General features: G+C 72.0%; 14 protein-coding genes and 1 riboswitch. Of the genes, 7 read left to right on the top strand and 7 right to left on the bottom strand.

The genetic code is table 11. The features are described 5' to 3' along the window. Window positions 1–23 precede the first annotated feature (23 nt). The 4 genes from AB0M82_RS31525 to AB0M82_RS31510 all read left to right on the top strand — a co-directional run bounded on the left by AB0M82_RS31525 (window position 24) and on the right by AB0M82_RS31510 (window position 3,189). On the top strand, window positions 24–1,793 hold the full coding sequence (locus AB0M82_RS31525) for a family 20 glycosylhydrolase (RefSeq protein ID WP_364729653.1): 1,770 nt from the start codon (window positions 24–26) through the stop codon (window positions 1,791–1,793). A gap of 93 nt (window positions 1,794–1,886) precedes the next feature. Continuing rightward, the gene (locus AB0M82_RS31520) at window positions 1,887–2,075 is read left to right on the top strand and encodes a hypothetical protein (RefSeq protein WP_364729650.1); all 189 of its coding nucleotides are present in this window, start codon (window positions 1,887–1,889) and stop codon (window positions 2,073–2,075) included. A 60-nt stretch (window positions 2,076–2,135) separates the two neighbouring features. Continuing rightward, window positions 2,136–2,582 carry a pyridoxamine 5'-phosphate oxidase family protein gene (locus tag AB0M82_RS31515; protein WP_364729647.1) on the top strand — a complete coding sequence of 149 codons (447 nt, stop codon included), beginning with the start codon at window positions 2,136–2,138 and terminating at the stop codon, window positions 2,580–2,582. Between the two features lie 25 nt (window positions 2,583–2,607). Then, the gene (locus AB0M82_RS31510) at window positions 2,608–3,189 is read left to right on the top strand and encodes a hypothetical protein (RefSeq protein ID WP_364729644.1); all 582 of its coding nucleotides are present in this window, start codon (window positions 2,608–2,610) and stop codon (window positions 3,187–3,189) included. A gap of 50 nt (window positions 3,190–3,239) precedes the next feature. On the opposite strand, the gene AB0M82_RS31505 is transcribed toward AB0M82_RS31510, so the two are convergent. Continuing rightward, the gene (locus AB0M82_RS31505; RefSeq protein ID WP_364729745.1) at window positions 3,240–3,809 is read right to left on the bottom strand and encodes a Uma2 family endonuclease; all 570 of its coding nucleotides are present in this window, start codon (window positions 3,807–3,809) and stop codon (window positions 3,240–3,242) included. Window positions 3,810–3,941: 132 nt separating this feature from the next. Continuing rightward, window positions 3,942–5,792 (bottom strand): translation elongation factor 4, encoded by a 1,851-nt coding sequence (gene lepA, locus AB0M82_RS31500; protein ID WP_364729641.1) that lies wholly within the window; start codon window positions 5,790–5,792, stop codon window positions 3,942–3,944. A 114-nt stretch (window positions 5,793–5,906) separates the two neighbouring features. Here lepA and AB0M82_RS31495 point away from each other — a divergent pair, with 114 nt between their 5' ends. Beyond that, window positions 5,907–6,527 (top strand): class I SAM-dependent methyltransferase, encoded by a 621-nt coding sequence (locus tag AB0M82_RS31495; protein WP_364729638.1) that lies wholly within the window; start codon window positions 5,907–5,909, stop codon window positions 6,525–6,527. Here AB0M82_RS31495 and AB0M82_RS31490 read toward each other — a convergent pair. After that, on the bottom strand, window positions 6,524–6,898 hold the full coding sequence (locus tag AB0M82_RS31490) for a VOC family protein (protein WP_364729635.1): 375 nt from the start codon (window positions 6,896–6,898) through the stop codon (window positions 6,524–6,526). The genes AB0M82_RS31495 and AB0M82_RS31490 overlap by 4 nt on opposite strands. Before the next feature lie 22 nt (window positions 6,899–6,920). Continuing rightward, the gene (locus tag AB0M82_RS31485; RefSeq protein ID WP_364729632.1) at window positions 6,921–7,784 is read right to left on the bottom strand and encodes an EamA family transporter; all 864 of its coding nucleotides are present in this window, start codon (window positions 7,782–7,784) and stop codon (window positions 6,921–6,923) included. Between the two features lie 362 nt (window positions 7,785–8,146). Here AB0M82_RS31485 and rpsT point away from each other — a divergent pair, with 362 nt between their 5' ends. Then, window positions 8,147–8,407 carry a 30S ribosomal protein S20 gene (gene rpsT / locus AB0M82_RS31480; protein ID WP_013228460.1) on the top strand — a complete coding sequence of 87 codons (261 nt, stop codon included), beginning with the start codon at window positions 8,147–8,149 and terminating at the stop codon, window positions 8,405–8,407. 55 nt (window positions 8,408–8,462) lie between these two features. Here the strand turns inward: rpsT and holA are convergent, their stop codons facing one another. Beyond that, window positions 8,463–9,443, bottom strand: coding sequence for a DNA polymerase III subunit delta (holA, locus tag AB0M82_RS31475; protein ID WP_364729629.1), 981 nt, complete (start codon window positions 9,441–9,443; stop codon window positions 8,463–8,465). Window positions 9,444–9,589: 146 nt separating this feature from the next. Continuing rightward, window positions 9,590–9,723: riboswitch (SAM riboswitch) on the top strand. A 12-nt stretch (window positions 9,724–9,735) separates the two neighbouring features. On the opposite strand from holA, the gene thrC reads away from it, so the two are divergent. Then, on the top strand, window positions 9,736–11,001 hold the full coding sequence (thrC, locus tag AB0M82_RS31470; RefSeq protein ID WP_364729626.1) for a threonine synthase: 1,266 nt from the start codon (window positions 9,736–9,738) through the stop codon (window positions 10,999–11,001). A 40-nt stretch (window positions 11,002–11,041) separates the two neighbouring features. Here thrC and AB0M82_RS31465 read toward each other — a convergent pair whose 3' ends face one another. Continuing rightward, complete coding sequence (locus AB0M82_RS31465; RefSeq protein WP_364729623.1) at window positions 11,042–13,414, bottom strand: ComEC/Rec2 family competence protein; 2,373 nt, start codon at window positions 13,412–13,414, stop codon at window positions 11,042–11,044. After that, window positions 13,411–14,124, bottom strand: a complete 714-nt coding sequence (locus tag AB0M82_RS31460) for a ComEA family DNA-binding protein (RefSeq protein ID WP_364729620.1) — start codon at window positions 14,122–14,124, stop codon at window positions 13,411–13,413. The genes AB0M82_RS31465 and AB0M82_RS31460 overlap by 4 nt, the downstream gene beginning before the upstream one ends. Window positions 14,125–14,313: the final 189 nt, after the last annotated feature.

Raw genomic sequence — 14,313 nt, 5'->3', positions numbered from 1 at the left:
CCTGCCCGCCAGGAGGTCCCCCGGTGAAGACATCCCCAGCGCGGCGCCTCGGCCGCGCACTCGCCGTGCTGGCCCTGATCGGCGCCAGTACCACCGCCGCCTTGCCGGTGGCCGCGGCGGCCACGCCGGCGCTGCAGTCGATCGTGCCGGTGCCGGTGTCGGTGACGCCGTCGGCCGGAGTCGCGTTCCCGCTCGTTTCGACGACCAAGATCGTCACCGAGGCCGGCTCGGCGCCCGCCAAGCAGGTCGGCGACTACCTCGCCGGGGTGCTGCGGCCCTCGACGGGCTTCGCGCTGCCGGTGTCCGACGCCCCGGCTTCGGTGCCGTCCGGCAGCATCGCCCTGCTGCTCAGCGGCGCGCCTTCCGCCGTCGGCGCCCAGGGCTACCAGCTGGTGTCGACGGCGTCTTCGGTCACCGTGCGGGCCACGACGGCCGACGGGCTCTTCGCGGGCGTCCAGACGTTGCGGCAACTGCTGCCCGGGCGCGTCGAAAGCCCCTCGGCGCAGGCCGGGCCGTGGACCGTGCCGGGCGCGACGATCCTCGACTACCCGCGGTTCGGCTACCGCGGCGCGATGCTGGACGTCGCGCGGCACTTCCACCCGGTCGCGACGGTCAAGCGGTACCTCGACCAGCTCGCCCAGTACAAGATCAACAACCTGCACCTGCACCTGGCGGACGACCAGGGCTGGCGCATCCAGATCGACAGCTGGCCCCGCTTGGCGACGTACGGCGGCAGCACGCAGGTGGGCGGCGGCGCGGGCGGCTACTACACGAAGGCGCAGTACACCGACATCGTGAACTACGCGGCTTCGCGGCACATCACGATCATCCCGGAGATCGACATGCCGGGGCACGTGAACGCGGCGCTGGCGTCGTACGCGGAGCTGAACTGCGCCGGGGTGGCGCCTTCTCTGCGGACGGACACCGCGGTCGGCTACAGCTCGCTGTGCATCTCGAAGGACGTCACGTACACGTTCGTCGCGGATGTGCTGCGCGAACTGGCGGCCCTCACGCCGGGCCCGTACCTGCACATCGGCGGCGACGAGGCCTCGGCGACGAGCAACGCGGATTACCTGGCGTTCATGAACAAGGTGCTGCCCCTGGTGGCGGCGACGGGCAAGTCGGCGGTGGGCTGGCACGACATCGCGAAGGCGGCACTGCCCTCCTCCGCGACGCCGCAGTTCTGGGGAACGACGACGTCCGATTCGGGGGTGTCGACGGCGGTTTCCCGCGGCAGCAAGGTGATCCTGTCGCCGGCGAACAAGGCGTACCTGGACATGAAGTACAACAGCTCGACCCCGATCGGCCTGTCGTGGGCGGGGTACATCGAGGTGCAGGACGCGTACGGCTGGAACCCGGGAGCGTATCTGTCGGGTGTGGCCGAGTCCGCGGTCCGCGGCGTGGAGTCGCCCCTGTGGACGGAAACGGTGGTCACCCCGGCCGACATCGACTACCTGGCGTTCCCCCGGGTGGCGGCGCACGCGGAGCTGGGCTGGTCCCCCTGGTCGACCCATGACTGGACGGCGTTCCGCACCCGCCTCGGCGCCCAGGCCCCGCGCTGGACGGCCCAGTCGCTGAACTTCTATCGCTCCTCACAGGTTTCGTGGAACACGGGCGGGACGACGAATCCGGGCACGTGCACGGACCCGGCTTGGAGTGCTTCGCAGGTGTACACGGGCGGGACCGTGGTGTCCCACAACGCCCACAAGTGGACGGCGAAGTGGTGGACCCAGGGCGAGGAACCCGGCACGACGGGCCAGTGGGGAGTGTGGACCGACAACGGCGCCTGTTGAGCGGCCTGGCGCGGCTGCGATGTACGCCGCTGGTCGGCGGCCATGCCGGAGCCGTGCCCGATCTGTGCCAAGCACCGGGGTGCCGGGCCGCTGGTGAGCCCGGAGGTCTGGGCCGACGACCAGGTCGTCGTCACCCACCGGCCCGGCCCCGGCCTACTCGGCTATCTCTTCGTCGAGCCCGGCGGCACGTCGCGAGCCTCGACGCCCTCGACGAGCCCGAAGCACGCGATCGCCCGGGCCGGCTGGGTGGCGGCGACCCGCCGGCCCTGTGCGGACGGTTAACACCGCACTTCAGCCGGTGAAACCGGAACACGTGGCTCGCCGGGCGGGTTAGGTTGAGGCATGAGCGCCGATCTGGAGCAGGTTCGCACGCTGTCGCTGCAGGAGCACGGTCTCGCCACCGTCGCCACGACGCGCGCCGACGGCACCGTTCATTCCTCCGTCGTCAACGCCGGCGTCCTCGAAGACCCGGTGACCGGCGTCCCCGGCGTCGCGTATGTCGCCGTCGGCCGGGCGCACAAGCTCGCGCTGCTGCGGCGGGCCGGACACGCCACCGTGACCTTCCGGCGCGGCTGGAACTGGGTCTCCGTCACCGGCGCCACCCACCTCATCGGCCCCGACGACCCCGACCCCGCCTTCGACCCCGCGGGCTTGCCGAAGCTCCTGCGCGACGTCTTCATCGCCGCCACCGGCACCCACGACGACTGGGCCGAGTACGACCGCGTGATGGCCGAAGAGCGGCGGGTCGCGGTGTTCGTGAAGGCGGACCGGATAATCGGCAACCCCTGATCCACCCGGCCCCAGGAGTCGTCCGTTGTCCGAGTCCCCGCCTCGCGTCACCACCCCGGTCAAGATCCTGCTCGGCTTGCTCGCCGTCGCCGACGCCGGCTTCGGCGCGGCGCTCGCCCTCGGGCTGGTGCGCGGCCTGCCCGTCTGGCTGATCGTCGTCGCCTACGCCGCGACCGTGCTCATCGCCGTCGTGGCGTACCGCGCGTCCCGCGCTCTGGGGCTGAAGCGCGGCCTCGACGGCCTGCGCGACCTCACCCTCGGCGACGAGGGCATCCGCCTGCCCGCGGGCACGCTCAGCACCCGGCTCGTGCCGTGGGACCAGATCGCCGACGTCACCGCGCGCCGCTCGGCCCGCTTCGGCGACGGCTACCTGCGCGACGCCCTTTGGCTCGACCTGGTCACCGGCGGGGGCGTCGAAAGCTCGGTGCAGTGCTACGCGCCGCGGAGCAAGCTCGCCCCGGCGCCGCCGCAACGGCGGCAGTTCGAGCAGACCGCGATCCTCGACCCGGCCCTGTTCACCGCGGTGATCGAGCGGCTCAGGAAGGAGCTGCGACACCGGCAGCTGCACTCCCAGCTCCGCGGCACACCGCGCATCCGGCATCGCTGACCGGGGCGGCGCCTGTCCCGTTCGGCGCCGCGGTCCGGGAGCCGCCGGGCTCAGCCGAGCCTGCCCAGTAGTTCCCGTGGCACGATCCGCACCGGGAACGGCCGCTCGGCCTCGAAGACCTCGTCGCCCGCCGCCTTGCCGACCTGCTGGTAGTGCCCGTCCTCGTCCAGCTCGAACACGGTGAGCGCGGGCTCCTCCGGATCGATCACCCAGTAACTCCCGGTCCCGAGCCGCTCGTAGGCCGCTTTCTTGAGGTTCAGATCGTAGAGCGCCGTACTGGGCGAAAGCACTTCAACGGCCAGTACCGGCGGCGCCGGGAGATCCTTCTCGGTGAAGTCCTCGTCCCGGCCGACCAGGACGTCCGGCTGCAATTCGATCTTGTCGCCCGAGTGCACCGCGAACGGTGCGACAAGTACGTCGTACTCGGGCGGGCACACCCTCTCGAGCACTCTCCATAGTCTCACCACGATTGCCTGGTGCTTTCTTCCCGGCGCGGGGCTCACGATGAGCACCCCGTCGATGAGTTCGTGGCGTCGGCCATCGTCCGGCATCCCCTCGAGGTCGTGCACCGTCAGGGGGCCCGAATCGGCGGGATGCTCGATGTCTGCCATGACCGTCATGGTGCTCTCCTTTCGCTCTTCGCACCAGAGCGAACCAGAGAGCACCGACAGAAACCGCATCGAACACGGGTTCGGCGCCCACATTCACACGGAGGCGTGAATGTGGGCGCCGTTGTCACCTCAACGCGACACTTACTTCTTGTTCTTCCCGGAGTCCTCAGTGGACAGTGCGGCGACGAAAGCTTCCTGCGGGACCTCGACTCGGCCGACGGTCTTCATCCGCTTCTTTCCTTCCTTCTGCTTCTCCAGCAGTTTCCGCTTACGCGAGATGTCACCGCCGTAGCATTTCGCGAGGACATCCTTGCGGATGGCGCGAATCGTCTCGCGGGCGATGATCCGGGCACCGATCGCGGCCTGGATCGGCACCTCGAAGTTCTGCCGCGGGATCAGCTCGCGGAGCCGGTTCACCATGCGGTTGCCGTAGTTGTAGGCGTCGTCCTTGTGCACGATCGCGGAGAACGCGTCCACGCCCTCGCCCTGCAGGAGGATGTCCACCTTGACCAGGTCCGCCGCCTGTGTGCCGGCCTCTTCGTAGTCCAGCGACGCGTACCCGCGCGTCCGCGACTTCAGCGTGTCGAAGAAGTCGAAGATGATCTCGCCCAGCGGCATGTTGTACCGCAGCTCGACCCGGTCCTCGGACAGGTAGTCCATCCCGAGCAGCTGGCCGCGCTTGTTCTGGCACAGCTCCATGATCGTGCCGATGAACTCCGACGGCGCCAGGATGCTGACCTTGCTGACCGGCTCCAGCACCTTGTCGATCTTGCTTCCGGTCGGCCAGTCCGACGGGTTGGTGACGTGGATTTCCTTGCCGTCGTCCAGCACCACGTCGTAGACCACGTTCGGCGCCGTCGAAATCAGGTCGAGGCCGAACTCGCGCTCGAGCCGGTCACGCGTGATCTCCAGGTGCAGCAGGCCGAGGAAGCCACAGCGGAAGCCGAAGCCCAGCGCCACCGACGTCTCCGGCTCGTAGTCGAGCGCGGCGTCGTTGAGCTGGAGCTTGTCCAGCGCCTCGCGCAGCTCGGGGTAGTCGGAACCGTCCACCGGATACAGTCCGGAGTAGACCATCGGCTTCGGTTCGCGGTAGCCGGCCAGCGCTTCCTTGGCGCCGTTCCGCTCCGACGTCACGGTGTCGCCCACCTTCGACTGCCGGACGTCCTTCACGCCGGTGATCAGGTAGCCGACCTCGCCGACGCCGAGCCCCTTGCTCGGCTTGGGCTCCGGCGAAATGATCCCGACCTCGAGCAGCTCGTGGGTGGCCCCGGTCGACATCATCTTGATCTTTTCGCGCGGCGTGATCTTGCCGTCGACGACCCGGATGTAGGTGACGACGCCGCGGTAGGTGTCGTAGACCGAGTCGAAGATCATCGCGCGGGCCGGCGCGTCGGCGTCGCCCACCGGCGCCGGGACCTGCTTCACGACCTCGTCGAGCAGCGCGCCGACGCCGATGCCGGTCTTGGCCGAGACCCGCAGCACGTCGTCCGGCTCGCAGCCGATGATGTGGGCCAGCTCACCCGCGTACTTGTCGGGGTCGGCCGATGGCAGGTCGATCTTGTTGAGCACCGGGATGATCTGGAGGTTGTTCTCCAGCGCCAGGTACAGGTTGGCCAGCGTCTGGGCCTCGATCCCCTGCGCGGCGTCGACCAGCAGGACCGCGCCCTCGCACGCCTCCAACGCCCGGGAGACCTCGTAGGTGAAGTCGACGTGGCCGGGGGTGTCGATCATGTGCAGGACGTGGTCCTGCCCGCCGACGTTCCAGGGCAGCCGGACGTTCTGCGCCTTGATGGTGATCCCGCGCTCGCGTTCGATGTCCATCCGGTCGAGGTACTGAGCGCGCATTGCCCGCTCTTCCACGACGCCGGTGAGCTGCAGCATGCGGTCGGCCAGGGTGGACTTGCCGTGGTCGATGTGCGCGATGATGCAGAAGTTCCGGATGAGCTCCGGAGGCGTGAAGGTGGTGTCGGCGAACTTGTTGAGCGCTGTCACTCGATTGAGTCCTCGGAAGTCGGGGATGGCCACGTCTATGGTCCCATGGCGCTCCGGGTGCGGGTGGGGGTCATCCCCGATGCGAGCCTGCGTGATCCGTGGTGCCCTCGAAGTATGAACACTTCGCACCAGCCGGCACCCCCTCCCCAGCCGGATCCAGGCGGTTTCGGCCGCGTCCTCGACCGTGCTTTCGGTCACCCTTCCGGAGCGCTCGGCCGCCTCGGCGGCTGGGTGATGGCCCGGGGCAACGCCGCCACCGAACACCGCGTCGTCGACCTGGCGAAGATCGAGCCGGACGAAACCGTCCTCGTCGTCGGGCCCGGCCCCGGCGTCGGCCTGGACGCCGCCGCCCGGCTGGCCGGACGCGCGATCGGCGTCGACCCCTCCTCCGAGATGCTCACGCTGTGTCACGAGCGGTGCGGCGACCGGGCCGAGCTGCGCGAGGGCTCGGCCGCGCGTACCGGCGAGCCCGGCGAGTCCGTCGACGTCGTGCTGACCGTGAACAACGTCATGCTCTGGGACGACCGCGCCGCCGGGTTCGCCGAACTGTTCCGGGTGCTGCGCCCCGGCGGGCGCCTGCTGCTGTCGGCGCACGAAAAGTGGCTGCCCGTGAGCAGGCACGTGCTGGCCGACGAAGCCGCCGCCGCGGGCTTCGCCGACCTGCAGACGTGGACCTGGGAGCCGCCCGGCTTCGCCGCGCTCGCCGCTCAGCTGCGCGCCGTCAAGCCCGCCTAGCGGGTGTCCGTCCGGATCGGGTGGCCTTCGGGCACCTCGACCAGCACGATGCGCGTGCCGTCCGGATCGGCGATCCAGGCCTCGTCGAGGCCCCACGGCTCGCGCTGGGCGTCCCGCACCGGCTCCAGTCCCTTGGCCTTCAGGTCGGCCATGGCGCCGGCCAGGTCCCGGACCTGCAGCCAGAGCACCAGATCGGGCGACGAGCCCGCCTGCCCCTCGCCGGAGACTTCCAGGGAGCCGTGCCCGAGGAAGAACACGGTGCCGCCGGGGAACTCACGCTCCACGGCCAGGCCGAGGGTGTCGCGGTAGAACGCGGTGGTCGCGGCGACGTCGCGCGGGCGGATCAGCAGCCTGCTCTTCAGGACTTCCATCCGACATCCCTACCGGACGTGCTCAGGCGGCCGCAATCGCGGCGATGCCGGACAGCACGATCACCGCACCGGCGAGCCGGCGCACGGCGTCACGCTCGCCCAGCACCAGCCACGCGGCGAGGCCGCCGAGCACGATGCTCAGCTCCCGGGCGGGCGCGACCAGGCTCACCGGCGCCATCGTGAGCGCGAACAGCACGAGGATGTAGGCGATCGGCGACAGCAGGGCGACGAGGAGCACTTCACGCCGCTGTTCGCGCCAGATGCGGGCCACCTCGCCGCGGCCGGCCAGCGCGCCGGGCACCAGCAGCACGCTCTGCAGGACCGAGCCGATGCCGAAGTAGACGACCGGCGGCACGCCGACGCCGGTCACCGAGTGCGCGTCCCAGAGCGTGTACCCGGCGATGACGGCCCCGGTCAGCAGGCCGTAGAGGACGCCGGCGCGGCGGCCCCGCGCCGTGCCCTCTTCGCGGCCCGTGCTGATTACCAGCACCCCGGCGATCACCAGGAAAGCGCCGAGCAGGCCGAGCGGGCCGGGGCGCTCGCCGAGCACCAGGACGGCGGCCAGCACCGACAACAGCGGCCCGGTGCCCCGCGCGACGGGATAGACGACGGAGAGGTCGCCGACGCGGTACCCGCGCTGCAGCACGACGCCGTAACCGACGTGCAGCACCGACGTGCCCGCCGCGGCCAGCAGCCAGCTCCACTGTGGACGTTCGTCTTCCACGACGAGCAGGACCACCGTGACCGGCAGCAGCATGACCGCGGAGGCGGTGTAGTAGAGCCAGACGAACTGGGTGCCGCCGGCGGAGATCCGCTTGGCGGCCAGGTTCCACCCGGCGTGTACGACGGCGGCGACCAGGACGAGGGACAGGGCGGTGGCGTTCATGGGACCCCTTACGGGTTTCCGTGCATGCGGAAACCCGGTCCTCCAGGCTTTTGCCCCGTCAGATGAACGGCAGGTCGTCCGGGCCCGCCGATGGTGCCGCTCGGACCAGGCCCACCGGTCCTGGTTGTGGTGCTCGTCCTGCGGGCCGGGCGGACCGGTGACGGAACCCTAGGCACTGCCGCCGTCCACCGTACTCCCGGTGATCGGCACCGCGCGCTGCCCGGCGGAGGCGGCGGCGAGCTGGGCTGTTAAAGTTACCGGTCGTTGCCGTGCGGCATTCCGTCATGGAGGAAACCCGCTCTTTCGAGCGGGGCCACCCGAGCGCGGCGGCGGATCTCACCGAGTGAAACAGGAGTTGCCCTATGGCCAACATCAAGTCGCAGATCAAGCGCATCACGACGAACGAGAAGGCGCGTCAGCGCAACCAGGCGATCCGGTCCTCGGTGAAGACCGCGATCCGCAAGGTCCGCGAAGCCGCCGAGGCCGGCGACAAGGCCAAGGCCGTCGAGCTGCAGCGCGACGCCGCCCAGAAGCTGGACAAGGCCGTCTCGAAGGGCGTCATCCACGCCAACCAGGCCGCCAACAAGAAGTCGGCGCTCGCGAAGCGCGTCAACGCGCTCTGAGCAGGCTGTTTCTGGAGAAGCCCCGGCCTCGGCCGGGGCTTTCTTCATGCCGGGGTCAGTGGTCACCCTTGGCGGCCGCCACCTGGAGGACCGCGCGCTCCAGCGCGTAGCCCGGGTCCGCCGCGACGCCCTTGACCTCGGCGTTCAGCCTCGCGACCACGCGCATCGCGGTGGCGAGGCCGTCGGGGTTCCACCCCCGGGACTGGCCCTGCGCCTTGCGGATCTTCCACGGTGGCATGCCCAGCTCGCCGGCCAGCTGGTTAGGGTTGCCCCGGCCCGCGCCGGAGACCCGCGCGATCGTGCGGACCGCGTCGGCCAGCGCGTCCGCGACCAGGACGTGCGGGACGCCGAGCTGCATCGCCCAGCGCAGCGACTCCAGCGCCGCCGCGCGGTCCCCGCTGACCGCCTTCTCCGCCACCGCGAACCCGGTCACGTCGGCGCGGCCGCGGTGGTAACGCCGGACCGCCTCGGCGTCGACAGTGCCGCCCGTGTCCGCGACCAGCTGCGTCGCCGCCGACGAGAGTTCCCGCAGGTCGGAGCCCACGGCGTCGATCAGCGCTGCCACCCCGGCCGGGTCGATCTTGCCCTTCACCCGGCGCACCTCGTGCCGCACGAACTGCTCGCGCTCGGCCGGCTTGGTCAGCTTCGGGCACTCCGTGATCTCGGCCCCGGCCTTCTTCAGCACGGCGGGGAGCGTCTTGCCCGCCTTGCTGCGGCCGCCGCCGGTGTGCACGACGACGAGCACGATCCCGTCCGCCGGGTCCTTGAGGTAGGCCGCTACGGCGTCGGCCAGCTCCTGCGAGATGTCCTGAGCCGACTCGAGGACGATCACGCGGCCTTCGCTGAACAGCGACGGGCTGACGAGTTCCGCCAGCTCGGGCGCTGTGAGATCGGACACCCGGGCCCGGGTCAGCTCGGCCGTCGCGTCCCTCGCGCGGGCGGCGGCCAGCGTCTCCCGGACGGCCCGCTCGATCAGCAGTTCTTCCTCGCCCAGCACCAGCTGCAGCGGGGCCGGGGCGGTGGCTTGCGCGGTCACCGGTGAATCCTCTCACTTGCTCCGTCGTGCCTCCGCTCCGGTGATGTCGAGAGGGCACCGTGGCACGGCTCGAGCGCGATGTCGTACGGTGTAGCCGAGGTAGCCAGCCCGGGGTTGATCCGGCGTGCGCACCGACAACTGAATACCGCTCATCCAGAGGGGCAGAGGGAACGGCCCGACGAAGCCCCGGCAACCGGCGTACAGCCCGTCATCCCGCGATCGCGGGGTAGCTGACGACCACGGTGCCAATTCCGGCCCGCTTCGGCGGGGCAGATGAGGAAGGAACCTCGCGATGACCGCAACCCTCGGCACGACCTCCACCACGAAGACCCCGGATCTCGGTCCCGCCGTCGAACTGGTGTCGAAGGAAGAGGGCCACCGGCAGCCGCTCGCCCCCGAATTCGTCTCCGCCGAGGACTTCTCGCCGCTCGAGGTCGCCTACGACTTCGGCCGCGTCCGCCGCGAAGACATCGAGGCCGGCCCCAAGAACATCTGGCGCTACAAGAAGCTCCTCCCGGTCCCGTCCAACGTCGAAGAGATCCCGAACACCGAGCCCGGCGCGACCCGGCTGATCCGGGCCGACCGGCTCGCCAAGGAACTCGGCCTCAAGCGCGTCTGGGTCAAGGACGACACCGGCAACCCGACGCACTCCTTCAAGGACCGCGTCGTCGCCGTCGCGCTGGCCGCGGCCCGCGAGTTCGGGTTCGAGGTGCTCGCCTGTCCGTCGACCGGCAACCTGGCCAACGCGACGGCCGCCGCGGCCGCCCGCGCCGGCTGGCGGTCGGTCGTGCTGATCCCGAAGACCCTCGAGCGCGCCAAGATCCTGACCACCGCGGTGTACGACGGCGACCTCATCGCCATCGACGGCAACTACGACGACGTCAACCGCCTCGCCACCGAACTGGCCGGCGAGAACCCGAAGTGGGCGTTCGTGAACGTGAACGTCCGGCCGTACTACTCGGAAGGCTCGAAGACACTGGCCTTCGAGGTCGCCGAGCAGCTCGGCTGGCGCATCCCGCCGCAGATCGTCGTGCCGATCGCCTCCGGTTCGCAGCTGACCAAGGTGGACAAGGGTTTCCGCGAGCTGGGCCAGCTCGGCCTCGTGGACGCCAGCCCGTACAAGGTGTTCGGCGCGCAGGCCACCGGCTGCTCGCCGGTGTCGACCGCGTTCCGCGCCGGCCACGACGTGGTCCAGCCGGTGAAGCCGGACACGATCGCCCGCTCGCTGGCGATCGGCAACCCGGCCGACGGCCCGTACGTGCTCGACATCGTCAACCGCACCGGCGGCGCGATCGAGGACGTCACCGACGAAGAGGTCGTCGAGGGCATCCGGCTGCTGGCCCGCACCGAAGGCATCTTCACCGAGACGGCGGGCGGGGTCACCGTCGCCACGGCGAAGAAGCTCGTCGAGACCGGCAAGCTGGACCCGGACGCCGAGACCGTGCTGCTGATCACCGGCGACGGCCTCAAGACCCTCGACGCGATCGAGAACCACGTCGGCCCCAAGGCGACCCTGCCGCCGTCGGCCGCGGCCGTGAACAAGGCGCTCGGCTACTGACGTCCGCCTGAGCCGGGGCGGGCCACGGGCTCGCCCCGGCTCACCGGCGCGGTGGACCGCGGGGCTCACCTCGGCGGGCGATCGCCGGGCCGGCGACCACCGCGGTGTCGCCGTCCAGGTCGGTGCGGGTGACGAGCGCGCCGAGCGCGGCCAGGCCGTCCATTGTGGACTTGTTCGGGTGCCCGTAGGTGTTGCCCGCGCCCACGCTGACCAACGCCACGCGCGGCGCCACCGCCGCGAGGAACGCCGGCAGCGAGTACCGGCTGCCGTGGTGTGGGACCTTCAGCACCTCCGCTTTCAGTTCGCCGACGTCGGCCAGCAGGTCCGCCTGCGCGGCCAGCTCGACGTCACCGGTCAGCAGCACCCGCCCGGCCGGGGTTTCCGCGCGCAGCACCACCGAGCTGTTGTTGATCGTGGTGCCGTCCTGCTGCCCGGCCGAGCGCGCCGGCACGTACCGCGGGCCGAGCACGTCGAGCGACAGACCGGGCCAGTCCAGCCGCTCCCCCGGGTTCAGCTCCACCAGCGGCACCGCCCGCCGGGCGGCCTCCGCGGCGACCTGCCGCCACGCCCACTGCGGCGCCCGCCCGGGCCCGACGGCGATCCCGCCGACCGCCCGGCCGTCGAACACCGACGCGAGCCCGCCGACGTGGTCGGCGTGCAGGTGGCTCAGGACCAGCAGCGGGATCCGGTCCACGGCCAGCCGGTGCAGGCACTCGTCGACCGGCCCCGGCTCGGGCCCGGTGTCCACGACGACGGCCCGCCCCGGCTCGGCGGTCGCCAGCACGACCGCGTCGCCCTGGCCGACGTCGCATTCGACCATCGCCCAGTTCCGCGGCGGCCACGCCGGCGCCAGTACCCGGACCGGCACGAACACCAGCAGCGCCCCGGCGACGAGCACGACCATGAGCAACCGCACGCGCCGGTGCCGGGCGGCCGGCACCAGCACCCCGAGGACGGCCACGGCGAGCAACCCACCCGCCCAGCCGCCGGGCCAGGCGACGACCGCGCCCGGGGCCCGCGCCCCGTGCCGCGCCACCGTGATCAGCCACCGGGCCTCCGGGTCGGCCAGGTGCACGAGGACCTTCCCGGCGCCCGGCCACCACGGGCCGGTGACCGTCGCCAGCACGCCCAGCACCGTCGCCGGGGCCACCACCGGAGCGGCGAGGACGTTGGTCAGCACCGAAACCAGGCTCACCGAGCCCGCCATGCCCGCGAGCACCGGCGCCGTCACCACGAAGGCGGCCAGCGGGATCGCCAGCCCTTCGGCGAAGCCGGGCGGGACACCACGGCGAACCAGCGCGCCGGCCCAGCGGGGCACGAGCAGGACCAGCCCGGCGGTGGCGAACACCGACAGCGCGAACCCGAAGTCCGTGGCCATCGCCGGATCGGCCACCACCAGCACGCACACCGCGAAGGCCAGCGCCGGCAACGCCGAGCCCCGCCGGCCCAAGGCCAGCGCCAGCAGCGCGACCGCCGCCATGACCCCGGCCCGCAGCACACTCGGCTCCGGGCCGACCAGGACGAGGAACCCGGCCAGACACGCCCCGGCGGCCATCGCCGACAGCCGGGGCCCGAGCCGGAGCAACCGCAGCAGGAGCAGCACCGCGCCACAGGCCACGGCGAGGTTGCCGCCGCTGACCGCGGTGAGATGGGCCAGCCCCGCGGTGACGAACTCCTGCTCGACGCGCGGGGACAGCCCGCTCGTGTCGCCCAGGACCAGACCCGGCAGCAGGCCTCCGGGTTCTTCCGGCAGGACCTGGCACAGGTCGTGGAGACCGGCGCGCAGCCCGGCCGCCGCCCGCTGCCACCACGGCGCCGGGCCGGGCTCCCCCGGCGGACCGCGCACGGACAGCACCGCGACGCTCAGGTCCGAGCCGCGCGGCGGCATCAGCCGGCCCGTCGCCGCCACGTCCTGGCCGGGCAGCAGCGTCGCCCACCGCGCGACCGGGGCCAGCAGCAGGACCCGTCCGGACGAAGCGACCGGCTGTCCGTCGACCGACGCCGCGCGCACGTCCGCCGCCAGCACGACCGACCGGGCACCGGCCTGCTGATCGGCGTACCCCGCGCTCCGCACGGGTTTCGGGCGTTCGGCGACGACGACCCGCAACGTCGCGGGAAGTCCCTGGGCCGCGGCGGCACGCAGGTCGTCACGCTGCGCGTCGCGGATCCGCCAGGCGACCGGACCGGCGGCGACGAGACCCAGCACCAGCAGGGCCGCCGCCGCACCGAGCGCACGGGGACGGCCGCGGGCCCGCCAGAGCACCACCCCGGCGAGCACCGCCGAGGCGAGGCCGGCGGCGACGGCCGTCCACCAGCCGAGGAGCAGGCCGGCGAGCGCGGCCAGCCAGCACGCCAGCGCCGCCGGGACCAGCCGCATGTCCTGCCGGGTGTCCGTCGTGGGAAGGGTGCTCATCCGACCGTCACCTGCTCCCGGAGCCGCTCGAACTTGCTTTCCCCGATGCCGTCGACATCGCGCAGCTGCTCGACCTTCGTGAAGCCGCCGTGGTCGGTGCGCCATTGCGCGATCCGCTTGGCCATCACCTCGCCGACGCCGGGCAGCGTGTCGAGCTGGTCGACGGACGCCGCGTTGAGGTCGACCTTCCCGCCGCCCGCCGGGGCACCGGGAGCCGCGGCGGGCGCGGGGATCCCGACCGCGAGCTGCTCCCCGTCGGTCACCTTGCGGGCGAGGTTCAGCGCGCCGAGGTCCGCGCCGGGATCGGGTCCGCCGGCCGCGCGCAGCACGTCCGCGACCCGGGCACCCGGAGGCACGGTGACCAGTCCCGGCGACCGGACGCGGCCGATCACGCTGATGACGAGACCGGTCTGCGGTGCCGCTCGCGCCTCGCCCGCGGGTTTGGCGCTGGGCAGCGCGGGCGGTGGCTCGGGCGCCGGACGGCCGCCGAGGAGCGCGACCGAGCCGAGGACGATCACCACGACCGCCGCGATGACACCGGCGAACGCCCACCGGCGGCGGCTGGCCACGGCCGATCCGCCCGGCAGCCAGCGCCGGACCAGCCGGCCGCCGGGCCCGACCGTGCTCGCGTCGGGCGAGAGCTGGTCGGCCAGCCAGGCGAGCCGGTCGTTGACGGGGAGGCCCGGATCCCGGGCGGGCTGCTCGAACACACGATCGACGTTAGGGCCCGCGGGGAGGCGTCCGACAGGGGTGCCGCCGCGACCTGTGGACAACCGGGGTGTTGTGGACGGATCCCACCGCCCCGGCCCGGGAACGGCCGTTTCCGTCGTACCCGGGTGGCATGCTGGCGGGTTCGGCCCGCCATCCGGCCTGGCCGGTCCGCACCGCCCGCCGCACAA

Source organism: Amycolatopsis sp. NPDC051128, assembly GCF_040682715.1.
Classification (GTDB): Bacteria; Actinomycetota; Actinomycetes; order Mycobacteriales; family Pseudonocardiaceae; genus Amycolatopsis.
Note: the sequence above shows the minus strand (reverse complement) of the source record. Positions and strands in the feature narration are given on the sequence as shown.